The organism is Microbacterium sp. sgz311019, from assembly GCF_056135325.1.
In genome coordinates, this window is record NZ_JBWAXO010000001.1 from 340,958 (window position 1) to 360,968 (window position 20,011).

Genomic DNA, 20,011 nt, shown 5'->3' on the forward strand with positions numbered 1-20,011 from the left:
CTCCCCGCTGTCGTCCGTCGGTCGACGTCGACACGCCGTCCGCCGCTGACGAGACCTCACCCATAGAACAGCTTCTCGAAGACGCGGCGTGCCCGTCGGGACGTGCCCAGCCAGTCCTCGTCCACGGCGGTCGCGGAGCGTGGCGGATACTCCAGCAGGCGCCCGATACCGTCGAGGCGCCGCCGGTCCGTCGGAAGGACGTCGCTCGTCTGGCCGGACAGCAGCGTGTTGGCGGATCTCAGACGGCTGGCGAGGCGCCACGCTTCGGCGAGGCGGGCCGCCTGGGCATCCGGGATCAGTCCGGCCTCGACGGCAGCACCGAGCGCCTCGAGCGTCGACGTCGTGCGCAGTGCCGGGACGTCGCGGGCATGCGCAAGCTGCGTGATCTGCACGAGCCACTCGACGTCGCTCAGGCCGCCGGGCCCGAGCTTCAGATGGCGGTGGCGGTCGACGCCCTGCGGCAGGCGCTCGTTCTCCACGCGGGCCTTGATGCGCTTGATCTCGCGGAGCGCCTGGATGCCCACATCCGCCGGATACCGCACCGCGTCTGCGAGCTTCATGAACTCGCCGATGAGCTTCACGCTGCCCGCCACCCCGCGGGCGCGCAGCAGCGCCTGCGCCTCCCACGACACCGACCACCTGCGGTAGTACTCGGTGTACGCGTCAAGGGAACGCACGATCGGTCCGTTGCGCCCCTCCGGCCGCAGATCGGCGTCGAGATCGAGCGGGACGCGGTGGTCCTCCGAGTGCCGGCGCAGGGCGGCCACGAGCTGCAGCGCGAGCTCGTGCGCGCGCTGCTCGTCGACGCCGTTCGGACGGTAGACGTACAGGACATCGGCATCCGAGCCGAATCCGAGTTCCGCCCCGCCGAACCGTCCCATCGCGATCACCGAGAAGTCGAGGGCCTCGTCCTGCGGCGGAACGACCTCCCGGCGCACGGCGCGCAGCGTCGCCTGGATGGTCACCTCGGTGATCGTAGTGAGCGCCTCGGCGAGCTCTTCGAGCGACAGGATGCCGAGCACCGTCGCCATCGCGATGCGCAGGAGCTCACGGCGGCGAAGTCCGCGCACCGACCTCATGGCGTCGTCCACGGTCTGGTGACGCGTCTGGATCGCGCGGGCCTCGTCCTGCAGCGCGACGCCCGTGCGCGGCCGCAGCTGCTCCTCCGAGTCGAGCCAGGCGACAGACTCGGGGATCCACTCCATCAGCTCGCCGATGAACCGGGAGCTCGACAGCACGCGGGTGAGGCTCTCCGCCGCGCCGGACGAGTCGCGCAGCATCCGGAGGAACCATGGAGTGTCACCCAGCCGCTCGCTGATGCGGCGGAACGCCAGCAGACCGTAGTCCGGGTCGACGCCGTCGGCGAACCAGCGGATCATCACGGGCATCAGGTGGCGCTGGATCGTCGCCGTGCGGCTGAGGCCGCTCGTGAGCGCCCCGATGTGACGAAGCGCGCCGGCCGGGTCGGTGAATCCGATCGCCGCGAGACGATCGTGCGCCTGAGTCGCCGACAGCGTCCGCTCCTCCTCCGGAAGCGCGGCGACGGCGGAGAGGAGCGGCCGGTAGAAGAGCCGGACGTGGATCTCACGCACCTCGCGCTTGATCGACTCCCACAGTGCCCACACCGCCGCACCGTTCTCGGCGAGGCCGGACGCGCGCGCGAGCACGCGCTGCTCCTCGGGCCGCGACGGCATCAGGTGCGTCCGGCGCAGGGCGCTCAGCTGCATGCGATGCTCGAGGACGCGCAGCATCCGGTAGTCGCGCGCGAAGGTGCCGGCATCCGCCCGCCCGATATATCCCTCCGTGACGAGCGCGTCGAGGGCCTCGAGCGTGCCGCGTTGTCGGATGCGGTCGTCCGAGAGTCCGTGGACGAGCTGCAGCAGCTGCACGGTGAACTCGACGTCCCGGATCCCGCCGGGGCCGAGCTTGATCTGGAACGGGACCTCGGCTGCCGGAATGTGCTCGGTCACGCGCTCGCGCATGCGCTGCACGCTGTCGACGAAGTTCTCCCGCGCCGCACTGGTCCACACCTTCGGCTGCACGGCGGCGACATAGCGGTGGCCGAGCTCGGGGTCTCCCGCGATGGGCCTCGCCTTCAGCAGCGCCTGGAACTCCCAGCTGCGCGCCCAGCGGTCGTAGTAGGACAGGTGGGACTCGAGCGTGCGCACGAGCGCGCCCTGTTTGCCCTCGGGCCTCAGATTGGCGTCGACCTCCCACAGCGGGGGCTCTCGCTCGACGCCCGAGATGCCGCGCATCGTGTGGGACGCCAGCTTCGTGGCGATGTCGATGATGCGGCTCTCGCCGACTTCCGCGAGCGTCTCTTCGTCGGCACCGCCCACGAAGATGACGTCCACGTCGCTCACATAGTTCAGCTCACGGGCACCGGTCTTGCCCATGCCGATGATCGCCAACCGCGTGGCCGCGACCTGCTCTCGGGGGAACTTCGCCCCCGGGGCACCGCCCGAGATGCGGGTGCGCGCGACGCAGAGGGATGCTTCGAGCGCCGCGCCCGCCGCATCCGCGAGTCTCGCCGAGACAGCCGGCAGAACCTCGACAGGATCCTCGCTGAGGAGGTCGAACGCGGCGATCCGGGCGAGCAGTCCCCGGTAGCGGACCCGCAGGGCGACCCAGGCGTTCTCGCTGCCGTCGGCAGCGAAGTCGTCCTTCGCCCCGACGGCGTCCAGGAGCTCGGCGGTCAGAGTCTGCGCGCTCGGCAGCGAACCGCCAGCCGTCGTGAGATCGGCGAGCTCGTCGGGATGGCGCAGGTAGAAATCCGCGAAGCCCTGCGACGCGCCGAGGAGCGCCCACACCGCGGGTCGCCCGCGATCGTCCGCGAGCACCGTCCGCAGCGGCTCGGTGCGTCGCCGCGCGATCCGCAGCAGCGCGTCGAGCGCGGCGTCGGGGTCGGCGGCACGCGCGGCGCCCGTGAGGAGGATGCCGCGGCTCACACCGAGGGTGGACTCCAGCTCTGCCAGGGCGACTTCAGCCGCCTCCAGCCCGCTGAAGCCGAGGCGGGCGAGGCCGGTCAGCCCGCTGGTTCGATCACCCGTCGTCATCCGCCGGTCAGAGCATCTCGAGGTTGCGCTTGAGCTCGAACGGCGTCACCTGTGCGCGGTACTCCTGCCACTCCTGCCGCTTGTTGAGCAGCACATAACTGAACACCTGCTCGCCGAGCGTCTCGGCGACGAGCTCCGACTCCTCCATGTACTCGAGGGCGTGATCGAGGCTCGCCGGCAGCGGCTCGTACCCCAGGGCGCGGCGCTCCGCATCCGTCAGCGACCAGACGTTGTCCTCCGCCTCCGGAGGAAGCTCGTAGCCCTCCTCGATGCCCTTCAACCCGGCCGCGAGGATGAGCGCGTACGAGAGGTACGGGTTGGCGGCGGAGTCGAGCGCGCGGTACTCGACGCGCGAGGACTGGCCTTTGCTCGGCTTGTAGAGCGGGACGCGCACGAGCGCCGAGCGGTTGTTGTGACCCCAGCAGACGAAGCTCGGCGCCTCGTCACCGCCCCACAGGCGCTTGTACGAGTTGACGAACTGGTTCGTCACTCCCGCGATCTCATTGGCGTGGCGCAGCAGCCCGGCGATGAACTGGCGGCCGACCGTGGAGAGCTGATACTGGGCACCCTCCTCGTAGAAGGCGTTCGTCTCACCCTCGAACAGCGACATGTGCGTGTGCATGCCGCTGCCCGGATGTCCGCCGAGGGGCTTCGGCATGAACGTCGCATACACGCCCTGCTCGATCGCCACCTCCTTGATGACCGTGCGGAAGGTCATGATGTTGTCGGCCGTCGACAGCGCGTCGGCGTACCGCAGATCGATCTCGTTCTGGCCCGGGCCGCCCTCGTGGTGGCTGTACTCGACCGAGATCCCGAGATCCTCGAGCATGCGCACCGAGCGCCGGCGGAAGTCGTGCGCCGTGCCACCGGGGACGTTGTCGAAGTACCCCGCGGAGTCGACGGGCTCGGGGCCGTCGGGGCCGTACTGCGAGGACTTCAGGAGATAGAACTCGATCTCCGGGTGGGTGTAGAACGTGAACCCCGCGTCGCTCGCCTTCGCGAGGGTGCGCTTCAGGACATGCCGCGGATCGGCGACAGCCGGTTCGCCGTCGGGCGTCGTGATGTCGCAGAACATGCGCGCCGTCGGGTCGACCTCCCCGCGCCACGGCAGGATCTGGAACGTCGTCGGATCCGGATGCGCCAGCAGGTCGGATTCGTACGAGCGGGTGAGGCCTTCGATGGCCGATCCGTCGAAGCCGAGGCCCTCGCTGAAGGCTCCCTCGACCTCGGCGGGTGCGATGGCGACCGACTTCAGGGTGCCGACGACGTCGGTGAACCACAGGCGGACGAACTTCACCCCCCGCTCTTCGATCGTACGCAGGACGAAGTCGCGCTGTTTGTCCATGTATGCCCTCTCCCGGGGTGCGGTCGGCCGTCGCCGATCCAGCGGTCAGTCGTCCTCGTCGGCCCAGTCCTGCGAGCGCCGCTTGATGATCTCGGGTGCTCGAGCGGCTTCCTCCGCCGTGTCGAACGGACCCGCCCGGTCGGGCGCGGGGGTCTTGTATCCGAACTCGACGTCACCGGTCTTGAGGTTGTACCAGTACTTCTCGTCGCCGTCGAACGTTCCGCTGGTCATGACGTCCTCCCTCGTGGACCGTGTCCGTGTGGTCGATCCTAGCGACCCCGAGCCGCTGGATAGGCTGAGGCCATGGCAGCGAAGGCGACTCTCGCAGTGGGCGTTGACATCGGCGGAACGGGGATCAAGGCCGGTCTCGTCGATCTCGACAAGGGGGAGCTGGTCAGCGACCGCGTGCGCGTGTCGACGCCGGAGGGCGCCCGACCGGACGATGTGCTCGCCGCCGTTCGCGAGGTCGTCACGACACTGGGAGTGGTCGACTCGTCCGTGCCGCTCGGCGTGGCCTTCCCGGCGATCATCAAAGAGGGGCGAACCCTCTCGGCCGCGAACGTCTCGCACGAGTGGATCGGCTTCGAGGCGGAGGACTTCTTCGAGAAAGGTCTGGGGCGCAGCATCCACTTCGCCAACGACGCCGACGTCGCCGGGATCGCCGAGGTCCGATACGGCGCCGCGAAGGGCGCGAAGGGGCTGACGATCCTCACGACGCTCGGCACCGGAATCGGCTCGGCCATGATCTACAACGGCCTGCTCGTTCCGAACTCCGAACTCGGACACCTCCAGCGTGCCGGGCACGACGGCGATGCGGAGAGCTACGCCTCCGTCTCGGCAAGGGAGCGCTCCGACCTGTCGTGGGAGGACTGGGCGGAGCGCCTGCAGTGGTACTACGACTACCTGGAGTTCCTGTTCAGCCCCGACTTGTTCGTCGTGGGCGGCGGCGTGTCGAAGAACCCCGAACGGTTTCTCCCCCTGCTCACGCTGAAGACCCCGATCGTCCCGGCGAAGCATCGGAACAATGCGGGGATCATCGGGGCCGCTGCCTTGGCCGCCGACTGAACTCCGGATGCGCGATTCGCGGGGGAACCCCGCGACAGACGAACACCGGGCGGCCGCCTTGGCCGCCGACTGAGGCGAATGGGCCGGCCTGTACGCCGGGTTCTGTTCCGGGGCCGGAGCCCCTTCGACGGTCATCTCTCTCGGCGACACGTTGCCGTGCCGCTCCAGCGGCCTACCCGGGGACTCGGCGGGCCGCGTCGTCATCCCCTGTCTGGCCTTGCTCCGGGCGAGGTTTGCCGTGCGGATCGTGTCACCACGATCCCGGTGGTCTCTTACACCGCCCTTTCACCCTTACCCCGGCACAGCCGGGGCGGTCTGCTCTCTGTGGCACTGTCTCGCGGATCGCTCCGGGTGGGTGTTACCCACCGCCCTGCCCTGTGGAGCCCGGACGTTCCTCGGCGCGGAATCCCGCGACGCGACCGTCCGGCCGACCCATTCGCCCTTCGATTCTACGGGGCGGGTCCGTCAGTCCTTGGCCGCGGTCTGCGAGATGCGCAGGTCGAGCGGAAAATCGACGGGAAACCGCCCGAACAGCAGGCGCGCGGCGGAGGCCGCCGCATCCCGCACCGCCGCGGCCACCTCGTCCGCCCGCTCGAGAGGTGTGTGGACGATGATCTCGTCGTGCAGGAAGAAGGCCAGGTGCGGCCGGGTGGAGAAGACGGCTCCGGATGCGGGCGCGCCGCGATCCTCGTCGACCGGGTCGATCGCGGCGAGGCGCGTGCGGAGGTCGGCGAGCCAAGCCAGCGCCCATTCGGCCGCGGTCCCCTGCACGACGAAGTTCCGCGTGAAGCGTCCGCGATCCGCAGCGCGCCGCCGCGCACGGGCCTCGTCGGCCCCGGATGCTTCGGGCTCGGCGGCCGCGGCCTGGACGTCGCGCCAGCCGGAGGAGGTCGTGGGAGAGGTTCGCCCCAGCCACGTGGACACCACCCCGCCCTGCTCCCCCACCCGGGCTGCGTCGTCGACGAGCGCCATGGCCCGTGGGTACGTGCGCCGCAGCGCGGGCAGGAGCCGTCCGCTGTCTCCCGTCGTCGCTCCGTACATGGCGCCGAGCATCGCCACTTTGGCCTCGGCCCGCGTCGGCACGGCGCCACTGTCGACGATCCCCGCGTAGAGGTCCTGCCCGCGGGCCGCGCGGGCGAGCGCCGTGTCTCCCGACATCGCCGCGAGAACGCGAGGCTCCAGCTGCGCCACATCCGCCACGACGAGGGCCCATCCCGGGTCTGCGCGCACGGCGGGACGCAGCTGCCGTGGGATCTGCAGAGCTCCCCCGCCGGATGAGGCCCAGCGGCCCGTGATGACTCCCGCGGGGACGTACACCGGCCGGAACCGCCCCTCGTGCACCCACTCGGCGAGCCACCCCCAGCCGTTCGCGGCATGCAGGCGCGCGAGCCGCTTGTACTGGATCAGCGGCTCGATGACGGGGTGGTCGTAGCGCGCGAGTTCCCAGCGGCTGGTGGAGTCGGCCAGGATGCCCACGCGGTGGAGAGAGCGCAGCAGCTTCGGCTGCGAATCGAGGCTCGCGGCCGGGTCGCGCAGTTCGGCGCGCACCTCGGCAGCCAGCTGCTGCATCCGGAGCGGCATCCCGCCGCCCGCGGGACGCGAGCCGAGGACCTCGCTGAGGAGGCGGTCGTGCGCGTCCGAGTCCCAGGGGAGGCCCGCCGCGCGCATCTCGACGGCGACGAGAGCGCCCGCCGACTCGGCCGCGAGGAGCAGGCGCAGGCGCCCGGGATCGTCCGACGCGTCGAGTGCGGCGCGCTGGCGGGCGAATTCGGCGAGGACGGATGCGACGTCGTCCGGAGGCCCCGCGACTCCCGCATCGAGTTCGAACAAAGCGGCCTGGGCCGGTTCGACGACGGCCGCCGCATCCCAGTCCGAAGCCGCGCGAAGCCCGTGGTCATCGGCCACGAGCGCACTGTCGCGCAGGATCGCATGACACAGCCGGAGATCGTGGATGCGGGCGACGCGCACGCCGGCATCCAGCAGCTGCGGGTACCAGGTCGGCGTGTCGTGCCAGACCCAGCGTGATCCGGCGTCCTCCTCCGCGATGAGCGACGGCAACTCGCCGGTCGGCAACGACGTGCGCGACAACTCGTCGCCGTGGGCGTCGAGCCGGACGGCGACGATGTGCGCGTCCTCGCGTCCGACGACGATCCAGGCCGCCGGCAGCGGGTCCGCGCGCGGGCTCAGAGCCCCGATTCCTCGGTGCGCACGAGGATGCAGCCGCATTCCGGGCAGGTGGCCACGACATCCTCGGCGGTCTGCCTCAGGGCGGCGAGATCGGTGCCCGAGAGCACCATCCGGCAGCCCTCGCAGGTCTGACGACGCAGCAGGGCCGCACCCGCATTGCGCGTGACGAGCTTGTCGTAGAGCGCGACGAGCTCGGCGGGAATGGTCGCGACGACCGCCGACCGGTCCCTGGTGGATGCCTCGACCCGCGCAGTCGCCTCGGCGACGTGCTGCTTCGCCGCTGCGGACAGCGCCGCGCCCTCCGCGTTCGTCTCGGCGATGAGCGCCTCCTGCTCGGCGACGGCGACGTTCGCCGTCTCCAGCCGCTCCATCACCTCGAGCTCGGTGTCCTCGAGATCGCTCTTGCGGCGAGCGAGCGAGGCGAGCTCGCTCTCCAGCCCCTGCGCATCCTTCGGATTCGAGACCGTGCGCAGCCGCTCGGTGTCGCGGGCGGCGCGAGCATCGACCACCGCCACGTCCGCTTCGATCCGCTTCAGCTCCGCCGTGGCGTCGTCGCGGAGGCCGAGACGGGTGGACAGCTCCTGCGAGAGCGTCTGCCGCTGCGCGATCAGCTCCTGCACGCGGGCGGCCTGCGGTGGCGACGTCCGCGCGGTCTCCGCCTGGCGGATGCGGACGTCGAGCTCCGCGAGCTCGAGGAGACGGCGCTGGTCGGCGGGGCTGGCGTTCACGTGGACCCGGCCGGGCTCGAACCGACGACATCCACGGTGTAAACGTGGCGCTCTACCAACTGAGCTACAAGTCCTCGCTGCCAGTCTATGGGGCGAGATCCGGGTGGCATCGGTACTGGGTAGGCTGATCAGCGCGGTGTTTGTCGAGACCGTACAACCCGGACCCGCCGCAAAGATCACCCCCTGGCATGATCTGCCAGTCGACGAAAGGTCACCCGTGACTGTCCACGATCAGGATCCCTACTCCCAGGAGCCCCTCGACAGCGACCCCGAGGAGACGTCGGAGTGGCAGGAGTCGCTCCAGCAGCTCGTCGCGGCCAAGGGCCACGAGCGCGGGCGCGAGATCATGCTGAGCCTGCTGTCCACGTCGCGCGAGCTCCACCTGGGCGTTCCGATGGTTCCGACCACGGACTACATCAACACGATCGCGCCGGAGAACGAGCCCGAGTTCCCGGGCGACGAGGAGATCGAGCGCCGCTACCGCGCGTGGATCCGCTGGAACGCCGCCATCACGGTGCACCGTGCGCAGCGCCCGGGGATCGGGGTCGGTGGGCACATCTCGACCTACGCGTCGTCAGCCGCGCTCTACGAGGTCGGCTTCAACCACTTCTTCCGCGGCCAGGACCACCCGTCGGGCGGCGACCAGGTGTTCATCCAGGGTCACGCCTCCCCCGGCATCTACGCCCGATCCTTCCTCGAGGGGCGTCTCACGGAGGCGCAGCTCGACGGCTTCCGTCAGGAGAAGTCGCAGGCGCCGAACGGCCTCCCGTCGTACCCGCACCCCCGGCTCATGCCCGACTACTGGCAGTTCCCGACGGTGTCGATGGGCCTCGGCCCGATCAACGCCATCTACCAGGCGATGTCGAACAAGTACCTCACCAACCGCGGCATCAAGGACGTCTCCGACGCCCACGTCTGGGCGTTTCTCGGTGACGGCGAGATGGACGAGGTCGAGAGCCGCGGTCAGCTGCAGGTGGCGGCGAACGAAGGGCTCGACAACCTCACCTTCGTCATCAACGCGAACCTGCAGCGCCTCGACGGGCCTGTCCGCGGCAACGGCAAGATCATCCAGGAGCTCGAGAGCTTCTTCCGCGGCGCGGGCTGGAACGTCATCAAGGTCGTGTGGGGCCGCGAGTGGGACGAACTGCTCGCTCGCGACACCGACGGCGCGCTCCTGAACCTCATGAACGTCACGCCGGATGGCGACTACCAGACGTACAAGGCCGAGAACGGCGCGTACGTCCGGCAGAACTTCTTCGGGCGCGACGAGCGAGCGCTCGCACTCGTCAAGGACTACAGCGACGAGCAGATCTGGAACCTCAAGCGCGGCGGCCACGACTACCGCAAGGTGTACGCGGCCTTCAAGGCGGCGCTGGAGCACAAGGGCCAGCCCACCGTCATCATCGCGAAGACCATCAAGGGCTACGGCCTGGGCCCGCACTTCGAGGGGCGCAACGCGACGCACCAGATGAAGAAGATGACCCTCGACGACCTGAAGCACTTCCGCGACGCGATGCACATCCCGGTCACGGACGCGCAGCTCGAGGAGAACCCGTACCAGCCGCCGTACTTCAACCCCGGCGCGCAGGACGAGACCATCCAGTACATGCTCGAGAGTCGACGCGCTCTCGGCGGCTTCGTGCCCGAGCGGCGGTCGACGAACGTCCCGATCACCCTCCCCGACGAGAGCGCCTACGCCATCCCGCGCAAGGGCTCGGGCACGCAGGAGGTCGCGACGACCATGGCCTTCGTGCGTCTGCTGAAGGACCTCCTCCGCGCGAAGGACTTCGGCAACCGCATCGTGCCCATCATCCCGGACGAGGCTCGCACGTTCGGCATCGACGCCTTCTTCCCGACGGCGAAGATCTACAACCCGCACGGCCAGCACTACACGTCGGTCGACCGCGAGCTGCTCCTCGCCTACAAGGAGAGCCCGCAGGGCCAGATCGTCCACGTCGGCATCAACGAGGCCGGCGCGCTCGCGGCGTTCACCGCCGCCGCCACGTCGTACTCGACGCACGGCGAGCCGCTGATCCCGATCTACGTCTTCTACTCGATGTTCGGCTTCCAGCGCACCGGTGACGCGCAGTGGGCAGCGGGCGACCAGATGGCGCGCGGCTTCGTGATCGGCGCGACCGCAGGCCGCACGACGCTCACGGGCGAGGGGCTGCAGCACGCCGACGGACACTCGCAGCTGCTCGCGGCGACGAATCCGGCGACCGTGTCGTACGACCCGGCCTACGGTTACGAGATCGCCCACATCGTGCGCACCGGCCTTGACCGCATGTACGGCGGCCACCACCCGGATCCGAACGTCATGTACTACCTCACGGTGTACAACGAGCCCATGGTCCAGCCGGCGGAGCCGGAGGGTGTCGACGTCGACGGGATCGTCCGCGGCATCCACCGCATCTCGACCGGCGAGGGCGAGGGTCCCCGTGCCCAGCTCTTCGCGTCCGGAGTCGGCGTTCCGTGGGCTCTCGAGGCGCAGAAGCTCCTCAAGGACGACTGGGGTGTCGTCGCCGATGTCTGGTCCGTCACTTCCTGGACCGAGCTGCGCCGCGACGGTCTGAATGCGGACGAGCACAACTTCCTGCACCCGGGCGAGGAGCGCCGCACGGCGTACCTCACCGAGAAGCTGCGCGGGGCCGAAGGTCCGGTGGTCGCCGTCAGCGACTACATGCATGCGGTCCAGGACCAGATCCGCCCGTGGGTGCCGAACCGCTTCGTGACCCTCGGCGCGGACTACTTCGGATTCTCCGACACGCGTGCGGCCGCGCGACGGTGGTTCAAGATCGACGGTCCGTCGATCGTGGTCCGCACGCTCCAGGCCCTCGCCGAGGACGGCGTCGTGGACGCAGGGCTCTCGGCGCAGGCGATCGAGAAGTACCGCCTGCACGATGTCAACGCGGGCACGAGCGGCAGCGCCGGCGGGGAGAGCTGACCCCCCTGTGAGCGCCGGTACGCCGACGATGGACAAGGCCGAGACCCTCGCCTGGCTGCGACGCATCGCGGGTGATCTGGCGACGGCCACCATCAAGCGCCTCGACGATACGCTCCCGTGGTACGCCGAGATGCCGCCGGCCCGACGGTCCGCCGTCGGGCTGGTGGCGCAGGCGGGCATCACGTCGTTCATCCAGTGGTACGACGACCCGGCTTCCACGCCGTGGATCGCCGCGGACATCTTCGCCGCCGCTCCCCGCGAGCTGCTGCGCAGCGTCAGCCTCACCCAGACTCTCCAGCTGATCCGTGTCACGGTGGAGATCACCGAGGAGCGGGTGACGGGCAAGGGCGAGCAGCTGCGCGAGGCGATCCTCCTGTACTCGCGCGAGGTGGCGTTCGCCGCCGCCGACGTCTACGCCCGCGCCGCTGAGGCGCGCGGCCTGTGGGACGCGCGACTGGAGGCTCTCGTCGTCGACTCGATCCTGACGGGCGAGGCCGACGAGGAGCTGCCGAGCCGCATCGCCGCGCTGGGATGGCACGGCCATGGCGAGGTCGCCGTGCTCGTGGGGACGACTCCCCACCAATTCGACATCGACCAGGTGCGCCGCACGGCCCGCAAGCTCGGCGTGGACGTCCTCATCGGCGTGCACGGCTCGCGACTCGTGCTCGTCATAGGCCGCTCCGACCCGCCCGCGCGCACCGGGGAGGAACCCGTCGACCTCCCGTTCCCGGACATCGCCCGGCACCTGGAGCCGAGTTTCGGCCCCGGTCACCTCGTCCTCGGCCCGACGGTGCCGGCGCTCGTCGATGCGAGCCAGAGCGCCCGCGCCGCGCTGGCCGGCTTCGCCGTGTCCCAGGCGTGGCGCTCCGCGCCCCGGCCGGTCGAGGCGGACGACCTCCTGCCCGAGCGCGCGCTCGCCGGAGACCCGCTGGCCAAACAGACCCTCGTCGAGAAGGTATATCGGCCGCTCAAGGACCACAGCCCGGACCTCGTCGCCACACTGTGGAGCTACTTGGACAACGGCCGCTCGCTCGAGGCGACGGCCCGCGAGCTGTTCGTGCACCCGAACACCGTCCGCTACCGCCTGAAGCGCGTGTCGGAGGTGATCGGATGGGATGCCACGGGCCCCCGGGAGGCGCTCATCCTCCAGACGGCGCTCATCCTGGGTGCGGTCGGGGCGGACGGCATGCGCCGGCGGTCGCCAACGAACCGGCGACCTCGCTGACGTTTCTGTCGAATCAGTACAAACGTCTGCCGGATTCTTGTGACCAGATAGCCAGCCGCCGCCCGCAATCCTTGACAGGATGGTGAGGTGATCGTCGCCGTCTTCCCTGGACAGGGCTCTCAGACCCCCGGCTTCCTCTCGCCCTGGCTCGAGCTCGAGGGGACCCGCGAGCGTCTCGAGGTCTTCTCCGAGCACGCTCAGGTCGACCTCGTCGCCGCCGGCACCGAATGGGGCGCCGACGACATCAGGGACACGAGCGTCGCCCAGCCGTTGATCGTGGCCGCCAGTCTTCTGTCGTGGGGCGCGCTCGGCGAGCGGACGGCCGCGACCCCGTCGGGCGTCGCCGGGCACTCGGTCGGCGAGTTCGCCGCACTGGCTGCGGCGGGCGTGCTCTCCCCGGACGACGCCATGCGGCTCGTCGGCATCCGCGGCCGCGCGATGGCGGATGCCGCTGCGGTCGAGGGCAGCGGGATGAGCGCGGTCCTCGGCGGCGACCAGGAGACGGTCGTCGCGCGCCTCACCGAGCTCGGCCTGACGCCCGCGAACTACAACGGCGGCGGTCAGATCGTCGCGGCGGGCAGCCTCGTCGCCCTGGCCGCGCTCGCAGAGCAGCCCGTCACGGGCACCCGCGTCATCCCGTTGCAGGTGGCGGGCGCCTTCCACACGAGCTTCATGGCGCCTGCAGTCGAAACGCTGCGTGATGCCGCCGTGGAGACGGAGGCGTACGACCCGCAGCTGACGCTCTGGACGAACAGCGACGGTTCGATCGTCGACAACGGACGGCGCGCGCTCGATCTCCTCGTGGGGCAGGTCGCGTCCCCCGTGCGATGGGACCTCTGCATGGAGGGTTTCGCTCGGGCCGGTGTGAGCGGCATCATCGAATTCTCTCCCGCGGGCACGCTCGTGGGTCTCGCCAAGCGCGCGCTTCGCGGCGTTCCCTCGGTCGCGGTCAAGACGCCGGATGACCTGGATGCCGCGGCCGCCCTGCTCTCGGAAGGCAATGCATGACCGCCACACTGAACCAGACGACCGGCCCGGCGCACACCCGCATCTACGCGTACGGCGCCGCCCGCGGTGAGAACTACGTCCCCAACGACGATCTCGTCGGGCCGATCGACTCGAGCGACGAGTGGATCCGTCAGCGCACCGGCATCGTGACCCGCGTTCGCGCCGACCACGACACGACCGCCGTCGACCTCGCGACGGATGCCGCCCGCGAGGCCGTGGAGCGATCCGGTGTCGACCCGTCTCTGATCGATGCAGTCATCGTCGCGACGATCAGCAACCCCAAGCAGTCGCCCTCGGTGGCCGCGATCGTCGCCGATCGCATCGGCACCACGCCGGCCGCCGCCTACGACGTCAACGCGGCCTGCGCCGGGTTCTCGTACGGCGTGGCCCAGGCGGATGCGCTCATCCGCAGCGGCGTCGCGAACTACGCCGTCGTGGTCGGCGCCGAGAAGCTGAGCGACATCGTCGACCCCACGGACCGCAGCATCTCCTTCCTCCTCGGCGACGGCGCCGGCGCGGTCGTCGTCGGCCCCAGCGACACGCCCGGAATCGGCCCCACGGTGTGGGGCTCGGACGGCTCGAAGGCCGACGTGGTCGGCATGAACCACACCCTCACCGAGTTCCGCGACGGCGAATCGCCGTGGCCGACGCTCCGGCAGGAGGGTCCGGCGGTCTTCCGCTGGGCGGTCTGGGAGATGGCGAAGGTCGCGCGGCAGGCGCTCGAAGTGTCGGGGATCGAGGCATCCGATCTCGCCGCCTTCATCCCCCACCAGGCCAACATGCGCATCATCGACGAGTTCGCCAAGCAGCTGAAGCTTCCGGACACCGTCGTGATCGGCCGCGACATCGAGACCACCGGCAACACATCCGCGGCCTCGATCCCGCTGGCCACCCACCGGCTTCTCGAGGAGCACCCAGAGCTGAGCGGCGGACTCGCCCTGCAGATCGGATTCGGCGCCGGACTCGTCTACAGCGCACAGGTGGTCGTCCTTCCCTGAGCGGCGGACCCCCGACCCTAAACTGAACACCGGCCTGCCCCAGGCCTCAGATCCCCTACGAACAGGAGAACCCCATGGCATACACCAACGACGAGGTCCTCGGCGGACTCGCAGAGCTCATCACCGACGAGACGGGCATCTCGGCCGACGAGGTCAGCCTCGAGAAGTCGTTCACGGACGACCTGGACATCGACTCGATCTCGATGATGACCATCGTCGTCAACGCCGAGGAGAAGTTCGGCGTCACGATCCCGGACGACGAGGTCAAGAACCTCAAGACCGTCGGCGACGCCGTCACCTACATCACGTCGAACCAGGCGTAATCACGACCGGTGGGGGCTTCGGCCCCCACCCACGATCCCGAGGATCCTCCACCACATGAGCAACTCCCGCATCGTCGTCACCGGCATCGGCGCCAGCACGCCCCTAGGCGGCACCGTCCCCGACAGCTGGTCTGCGCTCCTGGACGGCGAGTCCGGGACGCACACCCTCGAGGTCGACTGGATCGACGAGTATCAGCTGCCCGTCAGCTTCGCCGCCACGGCGAAGGTCCGCCCCGACACAGTCCTCGAGCGGCCCATCGCCAAGCGCCTCGACCCGTCGGCGCAGCTGGCGCTGGTCGCCGCCCGTGAAGCGTGGGAGGACGCCGGCAGCCCCGACGTCGAGCCCGAGAGACTCGGGGTCGATTTCGCGACGGGCATCGGCGGCCTCTGGACGCTGCTGGACGGCTGGAAGACGCTGCAGGAGAAGGGGATCCGGCGCGTCATGCCGATGTCGGTCCCGATGCTCATGCCCAACGCGGCCGCTGGAAACCTCTCGCTGCAGTTCAACGCCCGTGCCTACGCCCGCACCGTCGCCAGCGCCTGCGCGTCGAGCACCGAGGCGATCGTGAACGCCATCGAGCACATCCGCGAGGGCAAGGCCGACGTCGTCATCGCCGGCGGCACCGAGTCCGTGATCCACCCGGTCACCATCGCAGCCTTCTCGGCGATGCAGGCGCTCTCGCGCCGCAACGACGACCCCGAGACCGCGTCCCGTCCGACGAGCGTCGACCGCGATGGCTTCGTCATGGGCGAGGGTGCGGCCGTCCTCATCCTCGAGACCGAGGAGCACGCGCGTGCGCGCGGTGCGAAGATCTACGCCGCGGTCGTCGGCGGCGGTGTCACCGCCGACTCGTACCACATCACGGCCAACGACCCCGAGGGCCACGGGGCGGCCCGTGCCGTCAACCTCGCGCTCGACATGGCCGGCGCATCCGTCGACGACGTGACGCACATCAACGCCCACGCGACGTCGACGCCCGTCGGCGACCCCAACGAGTACCAGGCGCTGAAGGCGGTGTTCGGCAACCGGGTCGACGACATCCCCGTCTCCGCAACCAAGGCCTCCACGGGACACCTGCTCGGCGGAACGGGCGCACTGGAGGCGATCTTCACGATCCTCGCGATCCGTGACCGGGTGGCTCCCCCGACGATCAACATCTCGACGCAGGACCCGGCCGTGCCGTTCCGGGTGTCCGGCTCGGTCCAGGAGCTCGGCTCGGGCGACCAGCTGGCGATCAGCAACTCGTTCGGCTTCGGCGGCCACAACGCCGTCGCCGCGTTCACGAACGTCTGATCCGCGTCCGCAGACGGAAGAAGCCCCCGGTTCCCCGGGGGCTTCTTCCGTGTCAGGCAGGCGATACGTGTTGTCGGCTTCCGGGAATGTCGTCCTCCGACTGCCGATACTGGCGCCTCCACCTTCCTGAATCCTCGTGACGTTCGCTCGATATCCGCTGTGTGTGGGCCTAGCCCACCTTGTGAAGCCAGACGACGGGCGCGTCATCGCTCGCGTGGCGGAATGGCTCGAGCTCCTCATCCCAGGCGGCGCCCAGCGCGACGTCGAGCTCCCGCTCGAGCTCGCGCATGTCGCCCGCCGCGACCTCCATCGCGTAGCGGATGCGGTCCTCCCCGATCACGACGTTGCCCGCTGTGTCGGTCTGGGCGTAATGGATGCCGAGCCCCGGCGTGTGCAGCCAGCGGCCTCCGTCGCTGCGCGGCGTGGGATCCTCGGTCACCTCGAACCGCAGATGCTCCCAGCCGCGGATCGCGGTGGACAGCGCCGCTCCGGTGCCGGAGGGGCCCTCCCAGTAGAACTCCGCGCGTCGACTGCCCGCCAACACCGGTTGATCGGCCCACTCGAAGCTGGTGCCCCGGCCCAGCACCCGGCCGACGGCCCATTCGAGGTGCGGGCACAATGCCTTCGGCGCGGAGTGGATGAAGATCACGCCGCGCGCTGATGTCGTCGCCATGTTCCCTCCTTGTGTCAGGTGCGTCTTCCCCTACGACCTGATCGGAGTCACGTGGCGTTGTTCGGTTCTCGCGGCCATTATCGCCCAAGAGCCGCACGAATCACAAGAGTGTAGTTCCGTCCCTATGGAAATGCCGAGACTCCTGAATGAACTCGCCGCATCGGCGTACCGTCGCATCGTCGTGCACCCGCGCGACGGCACAGGGAACATCTGGAGGATCCTGGATGCGCAGAACCATGATGGGAGGGGCGCTCGTCGCGGTCGCGGCCGTCGTCGCTGCCCTCTCCGTACCGATGGCGGCGAACGCCGCTCCGACCGAGAAGACCATTCCCAACTCGGCTCCGGGTTGGCTCAGCCACGGCAAGAAGACCGGCGCTCCTTCGGCCTCCGCCGCGGTCCAGGCGCGCGTGTACCTCGCGCCGAACGGCGGACTGGCTGATCTTGCTGCCGCTGCCACCGCGGTCTCGACTCCCGGCTCCCGCAGCTATCACCACTACCTCTCCCCTGCCGCATTCCACGCACGCTACGACGCCACGTCGGCCACGGTCGACGCCGTACGCGCCTGGCTCACCGGTGCGGGCCTCAGCGTCGTCGCTGTCGAGCCGAACTCGCGCTACGTCGACGTCACCGGGAACGTGGCGGCCGCGACCAAGGCGTTCAACGTCTCGATGGCGAACTACACCCACGATGGGCTGAGCGTCCAGGCGCCGACCGGTCCGCTGCAGGCGCCCGACTCGGTCGCCGACGCCGTCCTCGCGGTGTCCGGATTGGACACGACGCCCGAGACGAACGTTCCGCACACCCAGAAGCCGTCGCCTCCGTCGGACGGATTCCGCAACGCAACACCGTGCTCCCAGTGGTACGGATCGGCGACGCAGACCAATACGCCGACACCGGACGGCACGACGCTTCCGCTGTTCAACGGCGTTGCGCTCGCTTTCGCGCCGTGCGGATACACCGGACCGCAACTGCGCGGCGCGTACGAGGCGGGCGCTGCATCCGGCGCCGACGGTGCGGGTGTGACCGTCGCCATCGTCGACGCGTATGCATCCCCGACCATCGAAGCGGACGCCAACCGCTACGCGAGGGACACCGGCGACAGCCAATTCGCCCAGGGTCAGTTCACGCAGAGCCTGCCAGGCTCGTTCACGCGTGTGAACACCGGACAGCGCCAGTGCGACGCCTCGGGCTGGTACGGCGAGCAGACCCTCGACGTCGAAGCCGTGCACGCCATGGCGCCGGCAGCCAACGTGCGGTACTACGCATCCAAGAGCTGCTACGACACCGACTTCCTCGACACCTTCGCGCGCATCAACGACGAAGCCACGGCGAGCGTGGTGTCCAACTCGTGGGGCGACGCCGGAGACAATGTCAAGCCGTCGACCGCGCTCGCTTACGAGGCCGCGTTCCTGCAGGGCGCCCTGGAGGGCATCAGCTACGTGTTCTCGACCGGCGACAACGGCGACGAGGCAACATCGCTCGGCTCGCCACAGACCGACTACCCGGCATCCGACCCGTACGTGACGGGCGTGGGCGGCACGTCCACCGAGATCACCCGCGCCGGCGTCGTCGGTGAGACGGGCTGGCAGACGAGCAAGTACTCGCTCCCCAAGGGCGCCACCGGCTGGTCACTCGTCACGAGCTTCCTCTACGGGGGCGGCGGCGGCTACTCGTCCAACTTCGCGGAACCGAAGTACCAGAGCGATGCCGGCATCGTCAGCCCGAACGGCGGGCGCGCGCTTCCGGATGTCTCGATGGATGCCGACCCCACGACGGGAATGCTCGTCGGCCAGACGCAGTCCTTCACGGGCACGGCGGCCTACGACACCTACCGCATCGGCGGCACGAGCCTCGCTGCGCCCCTCTTCGCCGGCATGACGGCGATCAAGGTGCAGGCGAGCGGAGGCGGACTCGGCCTCCTGAACCCGCTCATCTACAAGAACCACTCCGGATTCCAGGACGTGACCGGCGCGGGGGTCGACCAGGGCAACATCCGCGTCGACTTCGCGAACGGCCTGGATGCATCGGGCGGCTACCTCTACTCGGTGCGCACATTCAACGGGGCCGACACGTCGCTGAAGGTCTACACCGGGTGGGACCCCTCGACCGGCTGGGGCAGTGCGCGCGCCGGATGGCTCACCGCGGCTCCGTAGTCCGCACCTCACATGGAACAACGGCCCCGGTCCTCGGACCGGGGCCGCTGTTTGGCGCGGGATGCGAGGCTCAGGCCTCGCTCATGGCCTGGACCTCGGCCTGGCCCTTGGCGGCGTAGTACGCGGCGCGCGCCGCATCCTTCCGCGCCTGCTCGGCGTAGCCGGCATCGAGGATCTCCTGCGCCACGGGGTAGCTCTCCACCCGGCTCACACCGTGGTGCTTCTCGATGTACGCGTCGAGCTCGGGGCCTGAGGTCCACGAGGTGATGAGGCAGTAGCGCGGGTCGGGACCCGGATGGGTCGCGGCGTGCCACAGACGCTGCGTGTCGACGATGAGCTGCGCCCCGGCCGGAAGCGCGATGCGCACCTCGCCGGCGGGGTCCGTGCGGTTCTCGCGCAGGACGAAGTAGCTGTCCTTGTCGTCGGTGAGGTTGAAGAACCCGCGCACGACCCAGCCGGTGCCGTCCGGGTTCAGACGGTTGTTGTCGTCCTGGTGGAGGTTGTAGAGGCACTCGCCGTAGGTGTTCGGCTGCAGCTCGATGACGCGGCACCGGCCGACATTAGCGCCCGGCTCCTGCGCGCGACGCGTGAGGTTCGGCGCCTTCTCGACCTGCGAGGGGATCCAGACGCCGTCCTTGTCGGTGCGCGGCGGCTTGTGGTTCCAGAAGCCGTTGCACTCGATCTCGCCGAAGGCGCTGGCCAGCGGCGCGAAGCGCGTGTCTCCGGAGGACTTCCAGTCGTTGTACTCGATGTCGAGCCACTCCTGGGGGTCCAGCTCCTGGTTGTAGCTGTCGAGGACGACGTAACCGGTCTCCTCGAGAGCTGCGGACTTGATGTAACCCATGTGCGGATCACCTTTCGTCGGGGGCGAGCGAAGTTTTTACACGCCCCGGGTAAGGCAAGCCTATCCCGGGCACCTTTCGGGCCCTGGGACGGGGAACCGTGAAAAAGGCCGCTCGGACGGGCTCGGGAATGCCCCCGAATAGACTGGGAGGCGGCATGGCCGGCGCGA

The 20,011-nt window shown here is 69.6% G+C and carries 15 protein-coding genes, 1 tRNA gene and 1 other RNA gene; 8 read left to right on the forward strand and 9 right to left on the reverse strand.

What is annotated here, in order from left to right:
- Positions 1 to 56: 56 nt before the first annotated feature.
- The 3 genes from AC0NZN_RS01650 to AC0NZN_RS01660 are packed head-to-tail and all read right to left on the reverse strand — an operon-like array spanning position 57 to position 4,632.
- Entirely contained in the window at positions 57 to 3,056 is a 3,000-nt protein-coding gene (locus tag AC0NZN_RS01650; RefSeq protein ID WP_474590525.1) for a bifunctional [glutamine synthetase] adenylyltransferase/[glutamine synthetase]-adenylyl-L-tyrosine phosphorylase, read from the reverse strand.
- Between the two features lie 7 nt (positions 3,057 to 3,063).
- Positions 3,064 to 4,401 carry a glutamine synthetase family protein gene (locus AC0NZN_RS01655; protein ID WP_474590526.1) on the reverse strand — a complete coding sequence of 446 codons (1,338 nt, stop codon included), beginning with the start codon at positions 4,399 to 4,401 and terminating at the stop codon, positions 3,064 to 3,066.
- Positions 4,402 to 4,446: 45 nt separating this feature from the next.
- Complete coding sequence (locus AC0NZN_RS01660; RefSeq protein WP_474590527.1) at positions 4,447 to 4,632, reverse strand: SPOR domain-containing protein; 186 nt, start codon at positions 4,630 to 4,632, stop codon at positions 4,447 to 4,449.
- 72 nt (positions 4,633 to 4,704) lie between these two features.
- Here AC0NZN_RS01660 and ppgK point away from each other — a divergent pair, with 72 nt between their 5' ends.
- Entirely contained in the window at positions 4,705 to 5,466 is a 762-nt protein-coding gene (gene ppgK / locus AC0NZN_RS01665; RefSeq protein WP_474590528.1) for a polyphosphate--glucose phosphotransferase, read from the forward strand.
- Between the two features lie 75 nt (positions 5,467 to 5,541).
- Here ppgK and rnpB read toward each other — a convergent pair.
- The 4 genes from rnpB to AC0NZN_RS01685 all read right to left on the reverse strand — a co-directional run bounded on the left by rnpB (position 5,542) and on the right by AC0NZN_RS01685 (position 8,455).
- An RNA gene (gene rnpB, locus AC0NZN_RS01670) (RNase P RNA component class A) lies at positions 5,542 to 5,901 on the reverse strand.
- A 30-nt stretch (positions 5,902 to 5,931) separates the two neighbouring features.
- A complete protein-coding gene (locus AC0NZN_RS01675) occupies positions 5,932 to 7,692 on the reverse strand; it encodes a bifunctional 3'-5' exonuclease/DNA polymerase (RefSeq protein WP_474590529.1) in 1,761 nt (586 codons plus the stop codon).
- Positions 7,650 to 8,381 (reverse strand): zinc ribbon domain-containing protein, encoded by a 732-nt coding sequence (locus tag AC0NZN_RS01680; RefSeq protein ID WP_474590530.1) that lies wholly within the window; start codon positions 8,379 to 8,381, stop codon positions 7,650 to 7,652. Before AC0NZN_RS01680 ends, AC0NZN_RS01675 begins: the two co-directional genes overlap by 43 nt.
- Position 8,382: 1 nt before the next feature.
- Positions 8,383 to 8,455 (reverse strand) — tRNA-Val (locus tag AC0NZN_RS01685).
- Between the two features lie 143 nt (positions 8,456 to 8,598).
- On the opposite strand from AC0NZN_RS01685, the gene aceE reads away from it, so the two are divergent.
- From aceE to AC0NZN_RS01715, 6 genes are all read left to right on the forward strand, one after another.
- Positions 8,599 to 11,325, forward strand: coding sequence for a pyruvate dehydrogenase (acetyl-transferring), homodimeric type (aceE, locus tag AC0NZN_RS01690; RefSeq protein ID WP_474590531.1), 2,727 nt, complete (start codon positions 8,599 to 8,601; stop codon positions 11,323 to 11,325).
- A 28-nt stretch (positions 11,326 to 11,353) separates the two neighbouring features.
- Positions 11,354 to 12,550: a PucR family transcriptional regulator gene (locus AC0NZN_RS01695; protein WP_474590744.1), complete on the forward strand. Its 1,197-nt coding sequence runs from the start codon at positions 11,354 to 11,356 to the stop codon at positions 12,548 to 12,550.
- Between the two features lie 87 nt (positions 12,551 to 12,637).
- The gene (locus tag AC0NZN_RS01700; protein WP_474590532.1) at positions 12,638 to 13,558 is read left to right on the forward strand and encodes an ACP S-malonyltransferase; all 921 of its coding nucleotides are present in this window, start codon (positions 12,638 to 12,640) and stop codon (positions 13,556 to 13,558) included.
- Positions 13,555 to 14,556, forward strand: coding sequence for a beta-ketoacyl-ACP synthase III (locus tag AC0NZN_RS01705; protein WP_474590533.1), 1,002 nt, complete (start codon positions 13,555 to 13,557; stop codon positions 14,554 to 14,556). The genes AC0NZN_RS01700 and AC0NZN_RS01705 overlap by 4 nt, the downstream gene beginning before the upstream one ends.
- A 74-nt stretch (positions 14,557 to 14,630) precedes the next feature.
- On the forward strand, positions 14,631 to 14,879 hold the full coding sequence (locus tag AC0NZN_RS01710) for an acyl carrier protein (RefSeq protein WP_474590534.1): 249 nt from the start codon (positions 14,631 to 14,633) through the stop codon (positions 14,877 to 14,879).
- A gap of 55 nt (positions 14,880 to 14,934) precedes the next feature.
- The gene (locus tag AC0NZN_RS01715; protein ID WP_474590535.1) at positions 14,935 to 16,173 is read left to right on the forward strand and encodes a beta-ketoacyl-[acyl-carrier-protein] synthase family protein; all 1,239 of its coding nucleotides are present in this window, start codon (positions 14,935 to 14,937) and stop codon (positions 16,171 to 16,173) included.
- Between the two features lie 169 nt (positions 16,174 to 16,342).
- Here AC0NZN_RS01715 and AC0NZN_RS01720 read toward each other — a convergent pair whose 3' ends face one another.
- Complete coding sequence (locus AC0NZN_RS01720) at positions 16,343 to 16,846, reverse strand: DUF3145 domain-containing protein (RefSeq protein ID WP_474590536.1); 504 nt, start codon at positions 16,844 to 16,846, stop codon at positions 16,343 to 16,345.
- Between the two features lie 224 nt (positions 16,847 to 17,070).
- Between AC0NZN_RS01720 and AC0NZN_RS01725 the strand changes: the two genes are divergently transcribed.
- Positions 17,071 to 18,999, forward strand: a complete 1,929-nt coding sequence (locus tag AC0NZN_RS01725; RefSeq protein ID WP_474590537.1) for a S53 family peptidase — start codon at positions 17,071 to 17,073, stop codon at positions 18,997 to 18,999.
- Between the two features lie 70 nt (positions 19,000 to 19,069).
- On the opposite strand, the gene AC0NZN_RS01730 is transcribed toward AC0NZN_RS01725, so the two are convergent.
- Positions 19,070 to 19,843 carry a hypothetical protein gene (locus AC0NZN_RS01730; protein ID WP_474590538.1) on the reverse strand — a complete coding sequence of 258 codons (774 nt, stop codon included), beginning with the start codon at positions 19,841 to 19,843 and terminating at the stop codon, positions 19,070 to 19,072.
- Between the last annotated feature and the right edge of the window lie 168 nt (positions 19,844 to 20,011).